This is a genomic window from Arthrobacter sp. RT-1, from assembly GCF_003367205.1.
Taxonomy (GTDB): domain Bacteria; phylum Actinomycetota; class Actinomycetes; order Actinomycetales; family Micrococcaceae; genus Arthrobacter.
Genome location: NZ_QRGQ01000012.1, coordinates 315,465 through 333,192, shown reverse-complemented (window position 1 = coordinate 333,192; position 17,728 = coordinate 315,465). Strand labels below are relative to the sequence as shown.

Here is a 17,728-nt window from a genome sequence, read left to right as displayed (position 1 = left end):
GAATGCTGATTATTGGACCTCCCGGTTCGGGCAAGGGTACGCAGGCGGAAAGGATCTCGGAGCGCCTCGGCGTTGTTGCGATCTCCACCGGCGACATCTTCCGCGCCAATGTAAAGGGCGAAACGCCGCTTGGCATTGAAGCCAAGAAGTACATGGATGCGGGCGACTTTGTTCCGGACAGCGTCACCAACAAGATGGTGCGTGACCGCCTCAGCGAGGCCGACGTCGAAAGCGGCTTCCTGCTGGACGGCTACCCGCGCACCACCGCGCAGGTGGATTACCTCGACGAGATCCTCGCCAAGGGCGACGAGAAGCTCGACGTCGTCCTGCAGCTGACTGCCGACGATGAGGAGCTGGTGCACCGCCTCCTGGGCCGGGCCAAGGAAACGGGCCGGAGCGACGACAACGAAGCCGTCATCCGCCACCGCCTTGACCTGTACCACGAGCAGACCGAAGCCGTGGTGGCGAAGTATGCCGAGCGCGGCATCCTCACCCAGGTTGACGGCATCGGCCCGATCGATGAAGTGACCGACCGCGTGATGCAGGCCATCAAGGCGGCACAGGCGGCCTGATCCAGGCACTGATTTCCGAGGCTCCTCCCGGTACACGGGAGGAGCCTCAGCCATTTGAAAGGAACACACCATGGCCTTTGGCCAGCCCCGCATCGAATACAAGAACAACGCCCAGATGCGCACCATGCACGAGGCAGGACTGGTCCTGAGCCGTGCTCTGGACGCTGCTGTTGCCGCCGCGGTGCCCGGTGTGACCACCAAGCACCTCGACGACGTGTTCGCCGCCGTCCTCAGCGAAGCCGGCGCAAAGTCCAACTTCCTCGGATACCACGGCTTCCCGGCCACCATCTGCACGTCCGTCAACGACGAGGTGGTGCACGGCATCCCGGGCAGCCGCGTGCTGCAGGACGGTGACATCATCTCGATCGACGGCGGTGCCATCGTTGACGGCTGGCACTCCGATTCGGCGCGGACCGTCATCGTGGGAACCGCCGACCCCGAGGACCAGCGGCTCTCGGACGTCACCAACGCTGCCATGTGGCGGGGGATCGCGGCGCTGGCCACGGGCACGCACGTGGGCGACATCGGCGCGGCCATCGACGACTACGTCTCCTCCGTCCCCGGGAAACCACTGGGCATCCTGGAGGACTACGTGGGCCACGGCATCGGCTCCGAAATGCACATGGCGCCGGACGTTTTGAACTACCGGACCAGCCACCGCGGGCCCAAGATCAAGCCCGGCCTGTGCCTCGCGATCGAGCCCATGCTGGTGCGCGGCGGCATTGAGACCGCCGTGCTGGAGGACGACTGGACCGTGGTGACCACCGACGGCAAGCGGTCCTGCCAGTGGGAGCATTCCGTGGCCGTCCATGAGAAGGGCATCTGGGTGCTTTCAGCGCCCGACGGCGGAGCGGAGCACCTTGTGCCGCTCGGCGTCACCCCCGTGCCCATCCCCTAGCCCATGTAAGTAGCAGTAGTTGTCGTTATGGCGCCCCAAAACGACAACTACTGCGACCTAGTTGGGGAAGGCCCTCTTAGTCTTCCGCAGCGCCGTCCGGCACCCACCGCAGCAGGTCGCCGGGCTGGCACTCCAGCACCTCGCACAGGGCCTCGAGCGTTGTAAACCGGACTGCCTTGGCCCGCCCGTTCTTAAGCACCGCCAGGTTTGCCGGCGTGATTCCCACGCGCTCGGCGAGCACGCCGACCGGCATCTTCCGTTTGGCCAGCGCCACATCGATATCCACGATGATCGCCATCAGATCACCTCGTCCAGCTCGGAGCGCAGGTGCTTGGCCTCGGCATCACGGGCCACCGCCTGCGCCAGCAGCGTCCGGAGCACCAGCACGATCAGTGCCACACCGGCAATCATGAGTGAAGCACCGCAGATCAGCAGGACGACGCCCGGAGCCACCTCTCCCGGAGCCAGCAGCACGGCGATCCCGAACATCAGCAGCGACGCCACTGCAATGGCGCCGAAGATCACGTCAACGTAGCGGAACGCGCCGTGGGAGAAGACCGTCCCCTTGCGCACCATGGTCAGCAGCCGCCAGACGCATACCGCCGTTACCTGGACGCAGACGATGCCCAGGACGACAATCGCCAGCAGCGCGATGCGGGGGCCGGTGGGTGCGCCCGCTTCCTCCATGTCAATGGACAACAGCGGCACCATCCATACCTGCACGAACAGTGAACCGGCGAGGACCAGCGCTATAACAATGCGCAGCGCCAGGACCGTTAGCTTTCCCATGAACTTCTCCTTTATCGGGCAACAGTCGGATTCTATCGATATTCAATAGGTTAAACAATGCCGTGCTGCCGCGGCTGGACGCCGGTGCGGGGCGGGGCAGAATGGGCGCATGGGATCCCTCACTGATGTGCCCGGTATCCGGGTTGGCCATGTTCAACGGCACGATGCCGGCTGGCTCACCGGAGTGACGGTGGTCCTGCCGCCGCCGGGCACTGTGGGCTCAGTTGATGTCCAGGGCGGCGGGCCGGCCACGCACGAGACCGATGCGCTGGATCCCACCAGTCTTGTCAGTGTTGTGGATGCCGTGGTGCTGACCGGCGGCAGCGCCTACGGCCTCGCCTCCGCCGGCGGCGTCCAGCGGTGGTGCGAGGAGAACGGCAGAGGCTTCGCCGTGCCCGGGGGAGTGGTTCCCATCGTCCCCGCAGCAGCGATCTTCGACCTGGGCCGCGGCGGCGACTTCTCCGCACGTCCGACGCCGGACATGGGCTACGCGGCGACGGCGGCGGCTGCGGGGGAGAAGGAAGGGCACGACGTCGGACGCGGCAACGTGGGCGCCGGCACCGGGGCGCTTCTTGGCAGGACCTTCAAAGGCGGAGTAGGCACGGCGTCCGTCACCCTCGACAGTGGAGTTGTCGTTGCGGCGCTGGCCGTCGTAAATGCGCTTGGGCTGCCGATAGTTCACCCCAGCCCGGTGGTTGAGCCTGCCAAAACCCTGGATTTCGACAGGCTCAATCACCGGGAGGACAAGCTCAAGGGTCCGGCGCCGCTGAACACAACCCTTGTTGTGGTCGCGACCAATGCCGTTCTGGACGTGGCGGAGTGCAAACGGACTGCCGCTGCTTCGCATGCCGGGATCGCCAGGGCTCTGAATCCAAGCCACACCCTCGCTGACGGGGACACCGTCTTCTGCCTGGCAACCGGCGGCGTGGCGCTCGACCGCAGCGACGAAACAGCTCGGCAGATCAGTCTCATCACGCTGCAGAGCGCGGCAGCCGACGTCGTCCGCTTGGCCATCCTGGACGGCGTGGCCAGCGCCGAACCCGTCAGCACACCGGCCGGGGATTATGGTGTGTACGGTGCCGAGTAGGTTACTATTGCCGATTTAACTTTTACGGCGAGACAGAGTAGTGTTGTTTGTTGGTTGTCTGGACTGCCGCGCCCTCTTTGGGCCTGGAGCCGGCAATCGATCCAACAAAAACGTTCGTGGCCATGCGCGGTGCAATCCGGCAGGGCTGCGGCAACAACAGTTAGCGGAGGGTATGGCCAAGAAGGACGGGGTCATTGAGATCGAAGGCGTTGTGACCGAGGCGCTGCCTAACGCGATGTTTCGCGTTGAGCTCACCAACAAGCACATCGTTCTGGCACACATCTCTGGAAAGATGCGTCAGCACTACATCAGGATCCTCCCCGAGGACCGCGTAGTGGTGGAGCTGAGCCCGTACGACCTCACCCGTGGTCGTATCGTCTACCGCTACAAGTAAATTGCTGGGCGGCTTCAGCGCGAGCTGCTGCCGCTCCAGTTGACCAACTGTTACACGCAAAGGAATGCCATGAAGGTCAAGCCGAGCGTCAAGCAGATCTGCGAAAAGTGCAAAGTGATCCGCCGTAATGGCCGGGTCATGGTGATCTGCGAGAACCCGCGCCACAAGCAGCGCCAGGGCTAATTCCCTTCATCGGGAAATCCTGGGTTGCTAACCCACGCAAGTAAATAAAGGCAGCACAAGCTGATCTGGGACGTATGGAGCCCGGGCAGCTAACCCCCGGTCGGAGGCTGGGGCCGCACAGAACGTGCGGGTGTACTGCCTACGACCTCCGGTTTATCAAGGAGTACTGCCACTATGGCTCGTCTCGCTGGCGTAGACATTCCCCGCGAAAAGCGGCTGGAAATTGCGCTTACTTACATCTACGGCGTGGGCAAGACCCGTGCACACGAAACCCTGGCTGCCACTGGCATCAGCGCTGACGTCCGCGTTAAGGACCTCACCGATGCCCAGCTGGTTGAGCTGCGTGACTACATTGAAGGCAACTACAAGGTTGAGGGTGACCTTCGCCGCGAAGTAGCAGCTGACATCCGCCGCAAGGTTGAAATCGGCAGCTACGAAGGCCTGCGCCACCGCAAGGGCCTGCCCGTACGCGGTCAGCGTACGAAGACCAACGCACGTACCCGCAAGGGCCCGAAGCGTACCGTCGCCGGCAAGAAGAAGGCCCGTTAAAATCCCCGCCGGGATTAACGGAGCTTTCCCCAATAACTTTCTGTAGGAGAAAAAATGCCCCCGAAGACTCGTGGCGCGGTTCGCAAGCCGCGTAAGAAGGACAAGAAGAATATCGCGCTTGGCCAGGCGCACATCAAGAGCACGTTTAACAACACCATCGTTTCCATCACGGATCCGACCGGCGCTGTTATCTCTTGGGCTTCCTCAGGTGAGGTTGGCTTCAAGGGCTCGCGTAAGTCCACCCCGTTCGCTGCCCAGATGGCTGCTGAAGCCGCTGCCAAGCGTGCGCAGGAGCATGGCATGCGCAAGGTAGACGTTTTCGTCAAGGGTCCGGGTTCCGGACGCGAGACGGCAATCCGTTCGCTGCAGGCCGCTGGCCTCGAGGTTGGCTCCATCCAGGACGTCACCCCCGCAGCACACAACGGCTGCCGCCCGCCGAAGCGCCGCCGCGTCTAAGGCTTTCCCGCCGCATGAGCTTGCCCGGACCGTCGATGGTCCGGGCAAGCCCAGCGCGTTAAGTCTTCAGACCGAATTTCCACCACCTGTGTTGCGTCATATAGCGGATGCTCGCCGAAAGGAAACCTAAGTGCTCATTGCACAGCGCCCCACCCTCTCCGAAGAGGTAGTCTCCGAAAACCGTTCGCGTTTCATCATTGAACCGCTGGAACCGGGCTTCGGCTACACCCTCGGAAACTCCCTCCGCCGTACCCTGCTCTCCTCCATCCCCGGTGCTGCCGTAACCAGCATCCGGATCGATGGCGTGCTGCACGAGTTCACCACGGTTCCGGGTGTCAAGGAAGATGTCACTGAGATCATCCTGAACATCAAGAGCCTCTCGGTTTCCTCCGAGCACGACGAGCCGGTTGTCGCTTACCTGCGCAAGCAGGGCCCCGGAGTCGTCACCGCCGCGGACATCGCTCCGCCGGCCGGCGTCGAATTCCACAACCCGGATCTGCACATTGCCACGCTGAACTCGAAGGGCAAGTTCGAACTCGAACTGACCATCGAGCGCGGCCGCGGCTACGTTTCGGCAGCTCAGAACAAGTCCGGCGACGCAGAGATCGGCCGTATCCCGGTCGACTCCATCTACTCGCCGGTGCTGAAGGTTACTTTCCGCGTGGAAGCAACCCGTGTTGAGCAGCGCACCGACTTCGACAAGCTGATTGTCGACGTCGAGACCAAGCAGGCCATCGCCCCGCGCGATGCCGTCGCTTCCGCAGGCACCACCCTGGTGGAACTGTTCGGTCTGGCCCGTGAGCTGAACACCGCAGCTGAAGGTATCGAGATCGGCCCGTCGCCCACCGACGCTGCCCTGGCAGCCGACATGGCACTGCCGATCGAGGATCTGGACCTCACCGTCCGTTCCTACAACTGCCTCAAGCGTGAGGGCATCCACACCGTGGGTGAACTCGTTGCACGCTCCGAGGCTGACCTGATGGACATCCGCAACTTTGGTGCAAAGTCCATTGACGAGGTCAAGGCAAAGCTGGTTGAACTGGGCCTGTCCCTCAAGGACTCGCCTCCCGGTTTTGACCTCGCAGCACGCGCCGCAGCAATCGAAGAGGACGACGCCGCCTTCGGCGACGACGAACTCTAAACCAGACCTTGGCCGGCGGGCTGCACCATGGTGTGCGGTCCACGGCTTCCACATGAGGAGAAACAATTATGCCTACCCCCACTAAGGGTCCGCGCCTCGGAGGCGGCCCGGCTCACGAGCGCCTCATGCTCGCGAACCTGGCAGCATCCCTGTTCGAGCACAAGCGGATCACCACCACGGTGACCAAGGCCAAGCGCCTGAAGCCGTACGCAGAGCGACTGGTGACCTTCGCCAAGCGCGGCGACCTGGCTTCCCGCCGCCGCGTCCTGGGCCTGATCAGCAACAAGGGCGTCGTCCACGAGCTGTTCACCGACATTGCCCAGGCAGTGGAGAACCGCGACGGCGGCTACACCCGCATCACCAAGATCGGCAACCGCAAGGGCGACAACGCTCCCATGGCTGTCATCGAACTGGTTCTCGAGCCGGTTTCCGCCAAGCAGGCTGTAGTCGCCGAGGCTACCCAGGCTGCTGCCAAGGCTGCTCCGGCTGCCGAGGAAGCTCCCGAGGCCGAGGTCGCCGAGACCGAAGCTGCTGAGGCTCCCGCCGCTGAAGAAACTGCGACTGAAGAAGCTGCCACCGAAGAGGCTCCGGCCGCTGAGGAAGCTGCTGAAGCTCCCGCTGCCGAGGAAAAGGACGCGAAGTAATTCGCTGATTTTCTTCGCATAGACTTAAGTCTATGAACGACCAAAAACCCGCGGCCCCCGTTTTGGGGGGCGGCGGGTTTTTGCGTGTCCGGCTTGATTTGTCCTACGACGGCGGCCCCTTCAGCGGGTGGGCATTGCAGCCGGGCCTGCGGACAGTCCAAGGTGTGCTCGAGGAAGCACTGCAGCTCCTGGTCCGCCGGCCCGTCCGCGTCACCGTTGCCGGGCGGACCGACGCCGGCGTGCACGCGCGCGGGCAGGTGGTCCACCTGGACCTCACCGAAGCCGAGTGGCTCGGACTTCCGCGCGGCCACGAACTCGATCCCGCCGTCGCCATGCTCCGCAGGATCCGCGGGGCACTGAGCCGCATCCTCGGAGACCTCACCGGGGCCGTCGAGGTGCATCGGATCTCGCTGGCGCCTCCCGGCTTCGACGCCCGCTTCTCGGCCCTCTGGCGGCGCTACAGCTACCGGATCGCCGACGGCCCCGCCCTCTGGGACCCTCTGGGCCGCTACTCCACCCTGTGGCACAAGAACCCGCTGGATGTGGCCCTGCTCAACGAAGGTGCCTCCAAGCTGCTGGGGCTCCAGAACTTCCTGGCTTTCTGCAAGCCGCGGGAGGGGGCAACCACCATCCGCGAGCTACAGCGCTTCGAGTTCACGCGTGCGGAGGACGGCGTCATCGTCGCCACCGTGCAGGCCGACGCGTTCTGCCACAACATGGTGCGCGCCCTCATCGGCTCTGCCCTGTACGTGGGGGAGGGCGTGGTGGAACCGGGCTGGCTGCATGAGCGGCTGCTGGCGAAGAAGCGTGACGCGAAGTCCGTGCTCGCCGCGCCGCACCCCCTGGTGCTGGAGGAAGTGGCCTACCCGTCCGACGACGAGCTGCTGGCCCGGGCCGAGCTGACCCGGGCGCTGCGGGAGACGTAGTCCCGGGTGGTTGGGTTTCGACAGGCTCAACCACCGGTGGTTGAGCCTGTCGAAACCTAGAACGACGGCGGCGGTTCGTCCGCGGGCAGGGTCAGGGTGAAGGTGCTGCCTTCGCCGTGGCCGCTTTGGCAGGTGATGGTGCCGCCGTGCCGTTCCACGATCAGCTTGGTGATGGACAGCCCCAGCCCGGCACCGGAGATGGCCGCTTTGCGGGCGGCCTCGGTGCGGTAGAACCGCTTGAACACCCGGGCGGCGTCCTCGCTGGTCATTCCCATCCCGGTGTCGCTGACGCTCAGCTGGATCCAGTCGTTGCCGGTGCTGGCGCTGATGCTGACCTTCCCGCCGCCGGGCGAATACTTGATGGCATTGGACACCAGGTTGTCCAGCGCCTGCCCGATCCTCAGCGGATCGGCGTAGGCCCAGAGAGGGGATGGAACGTCCGCGGTGAGCTCGATGTGCGCCCGCTCGGCCTGTGCCTGTGCGGAGCCCACGCTCGTTTCCACGAGGCCCGCCAGGTCCGTCCGTTTCGGGTGGACGTTCAGGGCAGCTGATGCTGACGCCGTCAGGTCGGAAACCAGCGCCAGCAGCCGTTCCGAATTCCGCTGCACCACCATCAGCCGCCGGGCCACGTGCGGCGGGAGGTCCGCCGCGTCGTCGAGCACCATGTCCACGTTGCCGATGATCGAATTCAGCGGGCTCCGGAATTCGTGGGAAACGTTGGACACCAGTTCCTCATTCGCGGTCAGCGCCTCCACCAGTCCGGTCACGTCACTGAACACGACGACGGCGCCGCTGGGGCTGCCGTCGTCGCCGGCGAGCTGCCGGGCGCCAGTGGAGATGGCCCGCTGGTCGGTTCCCTCGCCGATCCAGATGAGGTAGTCCGCAAAGGACTCGCCGTGCACAGCCCGCCGGACGGGGCGTTTGTCCTCGGGCAGGGCGGTCTGTTTGTCCAGGGCGAAGATGGCCTGCTGTGCTTCGTCGCGGTCCTCCGGTCCGCTGGCGATCTCCCGGAACAGGCGTTGCCGGTCGTTGATCAGGAGATGGTTCCCGGCCGTATCGACGGCGACGATGCCGACGTCGGTGGCGTCCAGTACCGTCTGCAGCAGCTTTTCCCGTTCCCGGCTTTCGCCCAGCAGATTCCGGAGCTCCCGGTCCTTTTCCGCCAGCTCCCGCTGCTGCATGCGCAGATGGACACTCGCAAACCTGATGGCCAGCGACACGGAGAGCATCATGAGCGGGAAGAGGAACACGGTGGTGATGTCCGAGGCCGTGAGGTTGGGGATTTTTCCGGCCACGGACGGGACCATGATGAAGAACGGGCCCGCGAAGCTGAGGACCAGGCTGCTGCGGGTCAGCATTCCGGAGGCCGAGAGCCAGATCACCGGGAAGACCGCCAGGACCGCAAGGCCGGGGAGCAGGGGCGCTGCCCCGTTGCGCAGCAGGCCGATCGCCACGAAGTCCAGGATGGGGATCAGCAGGTAAGGGCGGTGCGCCAGCCGCTCCCACGGGACCACGAAGCAGGCCAGGATCAGGACCGCGTGCAGGAGAATACCGCCCAGGTACAGCGGACTGTGCAAAAGCTCCGGCCACGCGAACGGTGTGGCAACGGCCAGTGCCGACACGATCAAGGTCAGGGGAAGCTGGCAGAGGGCAACTTGCGACCGCGGCCCGAGCGCCTGGAAGAAGCGGGCAGGCCCACGCGGAAAAAGCCGCTCAGCCATGACACAGGCTATGGCGGTGGTGGATCATCACATGAACAGCCGCCGTCTGTGCCTCCGAATTCCTTCTGGGCAACGTGGCGCATCCTTTCCGGCTCGTAATCCACATCCTTGTCATAATAATTGACTTTTCAAATGCAAAGTTGAAACAGATGTCATTAAAGCGGCTTGCTTGTAGCGTATAAAGAGTTGGAGCGGATATGGCATTGGCGCTGGGCCGATGGGGGGTCATGTCCGCCTGGCTCAGGGATAGTACATGGACGACGATCTTGGTGTGGCTGTAGTCATCGAGGACGACGCTGACGTTCGGAACCTCCTCGAAGGGGTTTTGAGCCAGGCCGGCTTCGAGGTTCATACAGCGGTTGACGGGCGGGCCGGGGTTGAAGTGGTCCGCAGCAAGCAGGCGAACGTGGTGACACTGGACATCGGCCTGCCTGATATTGACGGGTTTGAAGTCCTTCGGAGGATCCGGCATTTCAGCAATGCCTATGTGGTGATGCTGACCGGCAGGACAGAGGAGCCGGACCTGCTGTCCGCGCTCAACGCCGGCGCGGACGATTACATCGCGAAGCCATTCCGGCCACGGGAACTGCGGGCGCGGGTGGCGGCGATGATGCGCCGGCCCCGCCATGAAACCAGCGGGCACAAACCGGCGCAGGCCATGTGGCCAGCTGCTCCGGCTGCCCCCGCTGCGGCCGCGCCGCGCCAGCACGATACCGCCGTCCTGCAGCACAACGGCCTAGTTTTGAACCACCGGACGCGGACTGTGGAAGTACAGGGGGAGCCGCTGGCGCTCACCCGCAGCGAGTTCGACCTGCTGCACGTGCTGCTGCGCGGCGGCGGGGCGGTGTGCACCCGGGCCGACCTGGTGCGGGCGGTGCGGGGTGAGTTCTACGACGAAGACACGTACATCAGCGAAGCGGACGAGCGCGCCGTCGAAGTCCACATCGGCAACCTGCGCCGGAAACTCAAGGAGGACCAGCTGTCGCCGCGGTGGCTGCAGACCGTGCGCGGGGTGGGCTACCGGCTGGCTCCGAGCCGCCCGCACGAGCGGTAGGGAAGGACTAGTCGTTTTCCAGGATGTAGGTGGCCTGAAGCTCGGATATGGTCTGGCCACCGTCCTGGGCCACTCTTTCCATCAGCATCTGGCCCTTGCCGAAATCACCCTGGCGGATCACTGCTTCGAGCAGCTCGGCCAGCTTGGCCAGCCGCATCCCGCCAACCATGGTGGAGCTGATCTTCAGGCTGATGGCGGCATCCAGGGCAGAGGCGCTGTCCTGGCTGTGCACCGCTGCCGCCAGGCGGGAGTACCGCTGGTGCCACATGGCCGCGTAGTCACGGGCAAAGCGCTGGGCTAGCCCCGAGCCGGCCAGCTCGTCCTCCAGCTCCTCCAGGACAGCGGCGTCAACGAGCGGCAAGAGCCCGGCCGCTTCCTGTGAAGATGCGGCGAGGCCGGCTGGCATGGTCCCTGGCTCGAAGGCCGCAGGTGCCGCCTCGTCGCTGGAGCCGGGAGCTGGACTGTGCATTGTTCAAGGCTACTTCCTGAATTTCTTGAATTGTGCTGTTTGGGGTGATCCTTTGACAACCTTGAGCGATCCTTCAGCCGGACCTGCGGCCTTATTGGCCACTGAACGTCATCACGGTATTAACAACGGCCGGTCCCAGAATGGCGATGAAGAGGACCGGGAAAATGAAGAAGAGCAGCGGGAAAAGGATCATGACGGGCAGTTTCATGGCCTTTTCCTCGGCGCGTTGCCGCCGCTTGACGCGCATGACCTTTGCCTGGACGCGGAGCACCCGGCTGATGGCGATGCCGTAAGTGTCCGCCTGGACCACGGCCTGCACAAAACTGCGCAGCTCCGGAATATTGGTCCGTTCGGCCAGCGCGATGTAGGACTCCCGGCGGCTGCGGCCCACCTGCATGTCCTGCAGCGTGCGCACCAGCTCCTCGGCCAACGGGCCCTTCCCGTTTTCGCCGGCGCGTGCCATTGCACCTTCGAAGCCCAGGCCCGCCTCCACCGAGATGAGCATCTGGTCAAGGGTGTTGGCCAGTTCCAGCTGGATGACCTTCTGGCGCTCCAGGCCCTTGCTGTAGAGCAGGAGGTCCGGGATGAAGTAGCCCAGGAACAGCACGAAGAGCCCGGCCAGCTTCATGAGCGGGGTACTGCCGATGGCGGTCAGGTAGAAGCCCAGCACAGCGCCCGTGAGCCCGAGGGCAAGCTTTGAGCCCAGGACTTTGCCCAGCGGCATGGACGCCGGCCGGCCTGCGAGGGAGAGCAGGCGGTCCAGGAACGCCACGTACGCCGGGGGAGTGAGGCGCCGGCCCACACCGTCCAGCAGCCCCGGCTTTCCGTCGGAGGCAACAGCGATCGGGGCGGCGCCGCGGGACAGGAGTTCGCTGACGGCGAGCCGGCCCTGCCGGTCCACCGTGAGCACGGACCAGGCCAGCACTCCCAGGGGGGCGCAGACCAGCAGGACGGACAGAAGCACAATCAGGTTCATGGCGTCCTCAGAACTTCAGGTCGATGATTTTGCGCATCCACAGCGCGCCGATGGTCATGAGGACAAAGGACGCCCCGATCATGGCCCAGCCCAGGGGATGGGTGAACATGGAGTTCATGTAGGTCGGGCTGACGGCAAGGAGCATGGCCACGATGCCGAACGGCATGGCGATAAGGATGTAGGCCGAGAACTTGCCTTCCGCCGCCAGCGCCTTGATGTGGCCCTTGATTTCGGCGCGCTCGCGGATGGTTTCGTTGACCTGGTCCAGGACGTCCGCGAGGTTGCCGCCCACTTCACGGTTGATCTGGATGGCCTGCGAGATCCAGACGAAGTCCTCGTTTTTCATCCGGTCCGCGGTGTCATTGAGGGCTGCCAGGAGGTCCCGTCCCAGGCTCGTCTCGGTGATGACGCGCCGCATTTCCTCGGACGTCGGCTTCTGCGACTCGGTGGCAGCGGCGTCGATGGCACGAAGGATACTGTGGCCGGCGCGCAGGCCGCCGGAGAGCAGCTGCAGGGTATCGCCGAGCTGGCCGTCGAATGCAGCCCGGCGTTTCCCGGCGAGGAATCCCAAAACGAGTTTCCCGACGAAGGGCGCCAGCAATGCCAGGAGCAGCCCCACCAGCGGTCCCACCGTGACAGTACCCACCAGCATTCCGACGCCGGCGCCGATGCCCACCAGCAGGAAGAACTCGGCCTGGCTCAGGCGCAGCCCGGCGTCCTCCAGCTCCGCCCGGGCGAACAGCTTCACGTTGCGCCCGGCCAGGGGCCGCTCGAAGGAGCGGACGGCGGAAAGCGCCAGCCGGGAAATTGAGGACGGCGGCTCGGCTTCAAACGGGCGACGGCGGTCCAGCGGCACCGAGGGGGCGCCCGGCAGGATCACGGCAACGCCCAGCAGGCAGACGGCCACCAGCAGGATGACTGCTCCGGCAGCAAGGATCACGGCGGTACCTATCTTCCGGTCTGGTTCGGTGCAGCGTGTGGTTGGCCCGTGAGCGCCTGCGGTCCGGCGAAGACGCCCGGCGAGACGTGGATGCCCAGGTCCTCGAACCTGTCGATGAATCGCGGCCGGATGCCGGTGGCCACGGGCTTGCCCAGGAATCGGCCTTGGGCGTCCACTCCGGCGGAGTAGTCGAAGACGAAGGCGTCCTGGAGGGTCACGATGTCCCCTTCCATTCCCTGGACTTCAGTGACGTGGGTGATCCTGCGTGAACCGTCCCGGAGGCGGGAGATCTGCACGATCAGGTGGACGGCGGACGCGATCTGTTCCCGGATGGCCCGCAGCGGCAGGTCCATGCCCGCCATGAGCACCAGGGTTTCGAGTCGAGCCACGGCGTCACGGGGCGAGTTGGAGTGCACGGTGGAGAGGGACCCGTCGTGGCCGGTGTTCATAGCCTGCAGCATGTCCAGCGATTCACCGCCACGGACCTCGCCCACCACAATCCGGTCGGGGCGCATACGCAGCGAGTTCCGGAGCAGCTCGCGGATGGTCACCTCGCCTTTGCCCTCGGTGTTCGGCGGCCTGCTTTCGAGGCGGACCACGTGCTGCTGCTGGATCTGCAGTTCCACGGCGTCCTCGATGGTGACGATCCGCTCGTCCGCGGGAAGGAAGGAGGACAGGACATTGAGGAGGGTGGTCTTGCCCGTCCCCGTACCGCCGGACACGATGATGTTGAGCTTGGCTTTGACGCAGGCGTTCAGCAGCTCCGCCATTTCCGGCGTCAGCGTTCCAAAGTCGATCAGGTTGCGGACGGTCAGGGGGACCTTGCTGAATTTACGGATGGTCAGCGAGGACCCGCCAACGGCCAGCGGCGGGATGACGGCGTTGACACGGGAGCCGTCCTCGAGGCGGGCGTCCACCAGCGGGGAGGACTCGTCGATGCGGCGGCCCACCTTGGACACGATGCGTTCAATGACCTTGCGCAGGTGCTCCTCTGAGCTGAACCGGGACTCGGTGAGCGTGAGCTTGCCCTTGCGCTCCACATAAATCTGGTCCATCCGGTTCACCATGATTTCGGTGACGGCGGGATCGTCCAGCAGGCGCTGGAGCGGGCCGTAGCCCAGGACGTCGTCGGCAACGTCCCGCACCAGGCGGGTCCGCTCCTCGGGCGTGAGGGGGACCTGCTCGGCGTCGATGATGCGGGACAGTTCCTCCTTGGCGGTGGCCCGGAGTTCCTGTTCGGTGACGGCAGCGTCGTTGAAGCGGGTGCCCATCCGCTCGAAAAGGGCGGTGGCCGCCCGAAGCTTCATGGCGGCGAAGACGTCCACGCCGGGTGCCTTGGGCACCTGCTGCATGCCGCCGTCGTGCGCTGGAATCACGACGGCGGCTGGCTCGGAAAGGTGCGCCTCCGCCGTCGGGCGCGGGGAGGGGATGGCTGCGGCGGCGGCGCGGGGCCGCTCAAGCACGGCCGTGGCCGCGCCGGACGGCTGGTTTCGATCCTGAGCGGCGCTGATGCGCTCGGAGAGTTTCATCAGATGACCACCCTTCGGTGAAGCTTGCGCTGGGTCTGGGTACGCCACGCCGGGTTGAAGCGCTCCACCAGCTGGCGGAGGCTTTTGACGGCGGGGTCCTTCTTTGATTCCTGGAGGACGGGGATGCCCCGGTTGGTGGAGAGGGCAACGGCGCGGGAGCGGGGGACGCTGACGTCCACGGGCGCGCCAATGGTGGATTCGACGTCGTGGACGCTGAGGCCGGCCTTGGCGTCGGCCATGTTCAGGACCACGTGGCGGGATTCGGGCATGATGTCCAGCTGTCGGAGGACGTCCAGCCCACCCCGCAGGCCGCGGAGGCTGGGGATGTCCATGGCGCTGACCCACACAACATCCGTGCACTGCTCCATGGCGGCGAGGCCGATCTCGGGCATGCCGGGGGCGGTGTCCAGGACCACGTACTGGAATTCCTGGGCCAGCTGCTCAAGCAGCCGGCTGATCTGTTCCGGGGTGATGTGGTCGGCGTCCACCGGGTTGGGCGGCGCGCACAGGGCGTAGATCCCGGCCGGGTGCACCGTGAGGAAGGCCTTGAGGACCAGGGAGTCCTGGCTGGCCGCGGGCGTGACGGCGTCCGTAACCGTGTGCTCGGGGTTGAGGTAGAGGCCGGAGGCGACGTCGCCGAACTGCAGGTCCAGGTCCACGATCACCACGCTCATGGGCGCGATCTGGCCCAGGCCGATGGCGATGTTGGTGGCCAGGGTGGTCTTGCCCACGCCGCCCTTGGGAGAGAAGACGCCGATCACCAGGCCCTTGCCGGCGTTCTCCGCCGGCGGTGTTTCATGGTTGCGGTGCCGAGTGGCGAAGGACTGGCATGCGCGCTCGAGCAGGACACGGATTTCCGCGGCGTCGGCGTTGGGGCTGAGGATGTCCCGGATGCCCGCGCGCATGGCGTGCAGCAGGAACGACGGGTCCACGTCGCTGACTAGCACCAGGCTGAGGCCGGGAAGCTGAACGTCGAAGACCTTGGCGAACCGGAGCGCTTCCTCGTAGGGGACGTCCGGTCCGATGATCAGGACTTCTGGCTGCTCTTGGTTGAGGAGGGCGAAGAGTTCTGCGGGGCCGGCGGGGAGGATGTCCGAGGCGATGGTCTGCACGGTGCCGCGGAGGCCGTGCGCGACGGCGGCGCGCAGCTTCTGGTCGAAGTCGCCGTTGGGGGAAAGGAGGACGAAGCGGCTCACTTGTACACCACTTCCTTGCGCTCGACGCGCGGTCCGTTGTCCTGGGCGTCCAGGGGTTCCTTGGTGAGCCAGAGCTTGCCGAATTCGGAGGCGAAAACGATCTTGCCGGCGTCGATATCGTTCACTGCCACGGTGAGCATGAGCGCTCCCGCCGGGAGTGTGGTGTCCTGGGGATTGGCTTCGCCCTCGGCTGCCTGTTCTGGACTCGCCGCTCTTTGGATAGCTGTTACGAGAACTTTGCGAAGAGTGAGCTGGCTTGTTGCATCCTCGGGTTTCGTTTTGTAGGCGCCATCCTCAAAGGACATGAAGATGCCAACATGGTCACCGACGTTGATACGTCCACCGGCAACGCGTTGCGGCTCCAGTTGGAACGAGACCTCCTGGAAACCTGCCGGGACCTTCGTAGTGTTCTGATCCTCTACCTCTACCGGTGGCACCAGCCTTTCTGCCAGGAGTTGTTCACCGGGCACGAGGTCCACAGCACTAACGGTTCCGTCCTTGTTGTCCAGCGTGCTGAGTGCAGACTTGGACTTGCCGGCCGCGGGGACTGTCTCAATGACGAGTGAGGCTGCCAAGTCATTCACGGGGGTGCCGGCCGGGATGGCGGTCTTCACCACCAGGACGTCCACCGGTTCTGTTGATGCCAGGGCACGCTGGTCCGCGCCGTTGGCGTAGAAGATGATGAGGAGGGCTCCCACGAGCGCCAAAGCGACCGCGGCCGTTCCGGCGAGCAGGCGAGACTTCACAGTGTTACTCCGTGGTTTGGATGTGTGGTCAGAGGGTGAGGCGGGCGATGGTGGCGCCGTATTGGTCCACCGGTCCCAGCGTGTAGCCGTCGGCGAGCGAGACGTATTTGACGAACTTGCCGATGATGCCGCGGCACTCGCCTTTGCATTCGGTCGCAACGGTGACGCCCGTCGTCGTCGACTTTTCACTGCGGAACTCATACGGCAGGCCGGTGCCGCCGCTGAACTTCCAGCCGGTGACTTCGAAAGCTGCGAAGGACACCATGCCGTAGACGGCGCCGGCCCCGGTTCCCGTGACTTTGTTGAAGACGGGCAGGAGAACGATGATCTTCCGGCCTGCCGTGATTTCGCTGGCCCAGCGGTTGAGTTCGGTGGAGCAGTTGCCCGGGGCGTTGTTGCCGGGGTCGCTGCCGCCCTCGCTCACGGCGAGGTCGATGGTGCCGCCGCAGACGCCGGGATCCTGGACCAACCAGCCGAAGCCGCCTTGGACAGCAGCCCCGGAAGGGCCATAGTTGCAGTCAATGTTCTGGTTCTTGCCGTGCTCCTGGAGGAGCTGGAGGGAACCGCCGATATTGTCCTTAACCTGGCAGATGGAGAACGCCAGGGGGAACGCGGTGCGGCCGGCTTTCGGACTGCCCCATGTGGCCTTGGACTGGGCGCCGACTTCCTTGGTGGGGATGCCGAGGACGTCCGCGAAGAAGAGGGAGACAGAGTTGTCTTCGCCACCCGTTTCCTTCGCGCTGGTGGTGACCGAGACCGTGCGGGCTGTTTTATCCAGCTGGATGCCGTGCACCTTGCTCATGCCGTCCAGCGCGTTCTGGTTGGCGAGGCTTGTGGCCAGCGTTGACGTCGTCGAACACTCTGAATCCGTGGCATCGCGGGCGCATTTCTGCGCCAGAGCGATGGCCGAGGCGTCTGCGCCGCTTTGCAGCTGTGCGCGCTCGGAGTAGATGACGCCGACGTCGACGGCGATCGCCACGAAGCCGAGGAGGGTCACCAGGAGGATGGCAACGATGACTGAGACGGCGCCGCGTTCGTTTGTGGCTTGGTCGCTGGTCAACCGCCGCACAGCATGACCCCCTTGCCCGACAGCGGGAACGGGCCCGCGATGCCGGTGATGGTGGGCAGGTTGTAGTTGATGGTGAGCGTTACCTGGTTTCCCGTGCTGCACGCGTTGGTGCTGAGCGTGATGTCAGTGGTGGGAATGGTGGTGCTGACCGATGCTGCTGCGTTTTTCGCCGCATTCTTGGCGCCGGTTGGATCGTTGGCTATGGCCATGACCCGGACGCCGTCGCGGGCTGCGTTGGTGAGGGTGATCTGGGCGTTGTAGGCGCGGCCGAATTCGATGGTTCCCAGTACCAGCATCAAGAGGAGGGGCAACAGGAGTGCGAATTCGACGGCGGCTGCACCGCGTTCCGAATTGGGCTGCACCTGCTGCACCTCCTCTTGAATGACTCG

The 17,728-nt window shown here is 64.9% G+C and carries 22 protein-coding genes; 11 read left to right on the top strand and 11 right to left on the bottom strand.

Annotated features, from left to right (window positions below):
- Positions 1-2: 2 nt before the first annotated feature.
- Entirely contained in the window at positions 3-572 is a 570-nt protein-coding gene (locus DXK94_RS12665; protein WP_176156829.1) for an adenylate kinase, read from the top strand.
- Between the two features lie 70 nt (positions 573-642).
- Positions 643-1,470, top strand: a complete 828-nt coding sequence (map, locus tag DXK94_RS12660; RefSeq protein ID WP_115525230.1) for a type I methionyl aminopeptidase — start codon at positions 643-645, stop codon at positions 1,468-1,470.
- Positions 1,471-1,546: 76 nt separating this feature from the next.
- Here map and DXK94_RS12655 read toward each other — a convergent pair whose 3' ends face one another.
- Positions 1,547-1,768, bottom strand: coding sequence for a helix-turn-helix transcriptional regulator (locus DXK94_RS12655; RefSeq protein ID WP_115525229.1), 222 nt, complete (start codon positions 1,766-1,768; stop codon positions 1,547-1,549).
- The gene (locus tag DXK94_RS12650; RefSeq protein ID WP_115525228.1) at positions 1,768-2,259 is read right to left on the bottom strand and encodes a DUF2975 domain-containing protein; all 492 of its coding nucleotides are present in this window, start codon (positions 2,257-2,259) and stop codon (positions 1,768-1,770) included. The genes DXK94_RS12655 and DXK94_RS12650 overlap by 1 nt, the downstream gene beginning before the upstream one ends.
- Positions 2,260-2,368: 109 nt before the next feature.
- Between DXK94_RS12650 and DXK94_RS12645 the strand changes: the two genes are divergently transcribed.
- The 8 genes from DXK94_RS12645 (at position 2,369) to DXK94_RS12610 (ending at position 7,639) form a co-directional block, all read left to right on the top strand.
- On the top strand, positions 2,369-3,346 hold the full coding sequence (locus tag DXK94_RS12645; protein ID WP_115525227.1) for a P1 family peptidase: 978 nt from the start codon (positions 2,369-2,371) through the stop codon (positions 3,344-3,346).
- 172 nt (positions 3,347-3,518) lie between these two features.
- A complete protein-coding gene (infA, locus tag DXK94_RS12640; RefSeq protein WP_009358723.1) occupies positions 3,519-3,740 on the top strand; it encodes a translation initiation factor IF-1 in 222 nt (73 codons plus the stop codon).
- A gap of 69 nt (positions 3,741-3,809) precedes the next feature.
- A complete protein-coding gene (gene rpmJ / locus DXK94_RS12635; protein ID WP_009358722.1) occupies positions 3,810-3,923 on the top strand; it encodes a 50S ribosomal protein L36 in 114 nt (37 codons plus the stop codon).
- 174 nt (positions 3,924-4,097) lie between these two features.
- Positions 4,098-4,472 (top strand): 30S ribosomal protein S13, encoded by a 375-nt coding sequence (rpsM, locus tag DXK94_RS12630; RefSeq protein ID WP_003803743.1) that lies wholly within the window; start codon positions 4,098-4,100, stop codon positions 4,470-4,472.
- Between the two features lie 54 nt (positions 4,473-4,526).
- Positions 4,527-4,928 carry a 30S ribosomal protein S11 gene (gene rpsK, locus DXK94_RS12625; protein WP_009358720.1) on the top strand — a complete coding sequence of 134 codons (402 nt, stop codon included), beginning with the start codon at positions 4,527-4,529 and terminating at the stop codon, positions 4,926-4,928.
- 130 nt (positions 4,929-5,058) lie between these two features.
- Positions 5,059-6,069: a DNA-directed RNA polymerase subunit alpha gene (locus DXK94_RS12620; protein WP_013601812.1), complete on the top strand. Its 1,011-nt coding sequence runs from the start codon at positions 5,059-5,061 to the stop codon at positions 6,067-6,069.
- 68 nt (positions 6,070-6,137) lie between these two features.
- On the top strand, positions 6,138-6,713 hold the full coding sequence (rplQ, locus tag DXK94_RS12615; protein ID WP_079596685.1) for a 50S ribosomal protein L17: 576 nt from the start codon (positions 6,138-6,140) through the stop codon (positions 6,711-6,713).
- Positions 6,714-6,745: 32 nt separating this feature from the next.
- Positions 6,746-7,639, top strand: coding sequence for a tRNA pseudouridine(38-40) synthase TruA (locus DXK94_RS12610; protein ID WP_181884821.1), 894 nt, complete (start codon positions 6,746-6,748; stop codon positions 7,637-7,639).
- A 56-nt stretch (positions 7,640-7,695) separates the two neighbouring features.
- Here the strand turns inward: DXK94_RS12610 and DXK94_RS12605 are convergent, their stop codons facing one another.
- Entirely contained in the window at positions 7,696-9,360 is a 1,665-nt protein-coding gene (locus DXK94_RS12605) for a cell wall metabolism sensor histidine kinase WalK (RefSeq protein ID WP_115525226.1), read from the bottom strand.
- A 253-nt stretch (positions 9,361-9,613) separates the two neighbouring features.
- Here DXK94_RS12605 and DXK94_RS12600 point away from each other — a divergent pair, with 253 nt between their 5' ends.
- Positions 9,614-10,414 (top strand): response regulator transcription factor, encoded by an 801-nt coding sequence (locus DXK94_RS12600; protein ID WP_115525225.1) that lies wholly within the window; start codon positions 9,614-9,616, stop codon positions 10,412-10,414.
- A 7-nt stretch (positions 10,415-10,421) separates the two neighbouring features.
- On the opposite strand, the gene DXK94_RS12595 is transcribed toward DXK94_RS12600, so the two are convergent.
- The 8 genes from DXK94_RS12595 to DXK94_RS12560 form a co-directional block, all read right to left on the bottom strand.
- Entirely contained in the window at positions 10,422-10,883 is a 462-nt protein-coding gene (locus DXK94_RS12595; protein ID WP_115525224.1) for an Hpt domain-containing protein, read from the bottom strand.
- A gap of 91 nt (positions 10,884-10,974) precedes the next feature.
- Positions 10,975-11,859: a type II secretion system F family protein gene (locus tag DXK94_RS12590; protein ID WP_115525223.1), complete on the bottom strand. Its 885-nt coding sequence runs from the start codon at positions 11,857-11,859 to the stop codon at positions 10,975-10,977.
- A gap of 7 nt (positions 11,860-11,866) precedes the next feature.
- Complete coding sequence (locus DXK94_RS12585; protein ID WP_115525222.1) at positions 11,867-12,799, bottom strand: type II secretion system F family protein; 933 nt, start codon at positions 12,797-12,799, stop codon at positions 11,867-11,869.
- 8 nt (positions 12,800-12,807) lie between these two features.
- Positions 12,808-14,328 (bottom strand): CpaF family protein, encoded by a 1,521-nt coding sequence (locus DXK94_RS12580; RefSeq protein ID WP_115525221.1) that lies wholly within the window; start codon positions 14,326-14,328, stop codon positions 12,808-12,810.
- Positions 14,328-15,524 carry an AAA family ATPase gene (locus DXK94_RS12575; protein ID WP_115525220.1) on the bottom strand — a complete coding sequence of 399 codons (1,197 nt, stop codon included), beginning with the start codon at positions 15,522-15,524 and terminating at the stop codon, positions 14,328-14,330. The genes DXK94_RS12580 and DXK94_RS12575 overlap by 1 nt, the downstream gene beginning before the upstream one ends.
- Positions 15,521-16,270: a Flp pilus assembly protein CpaB gene (locus DXK94_RS12570; RefSeq protein WP_115525219.1), complete on the bottom strand. Its 750-nt coding sequence runs from the start codon at positions 16,268-16,270 to the stop codon at positions 15,521-15,523. The genes DXK94_RS12575 and DXK94_RS12570 overlap by 4 nt, the downstream gene beginning before the upstream one ends.
- Positions 16,271-16,298: 28 nt before the next feature.
- A complete protein-coding gene (locus DXK94_RS12565) occupies positions 16,299-17,339 on the bottom strand; it encodes a pilus assembly protein TadG-related protein (protein WP_115525218.1) in 1,041 nt (346 codons plus the stop codon).
- Positions 17,327-17,701, bottom strand: coding sequence for a TadE/TadG family type IV pilus assembly protein (locus DXK94_RS12560; RefSeq protein ID WP_115525302.1), 375 nt, complete (start codon positions 17,699-17,701; stop codon positions 17,327-17,329). The genes DXK94_RS12565 and DXK94_RS12560 overlap by 13 nt, the downstream gene beginning before the upstream one ends.
- Between the last annotated feature and the right edge of the window lie 27 nt (positions 17,702-17,728).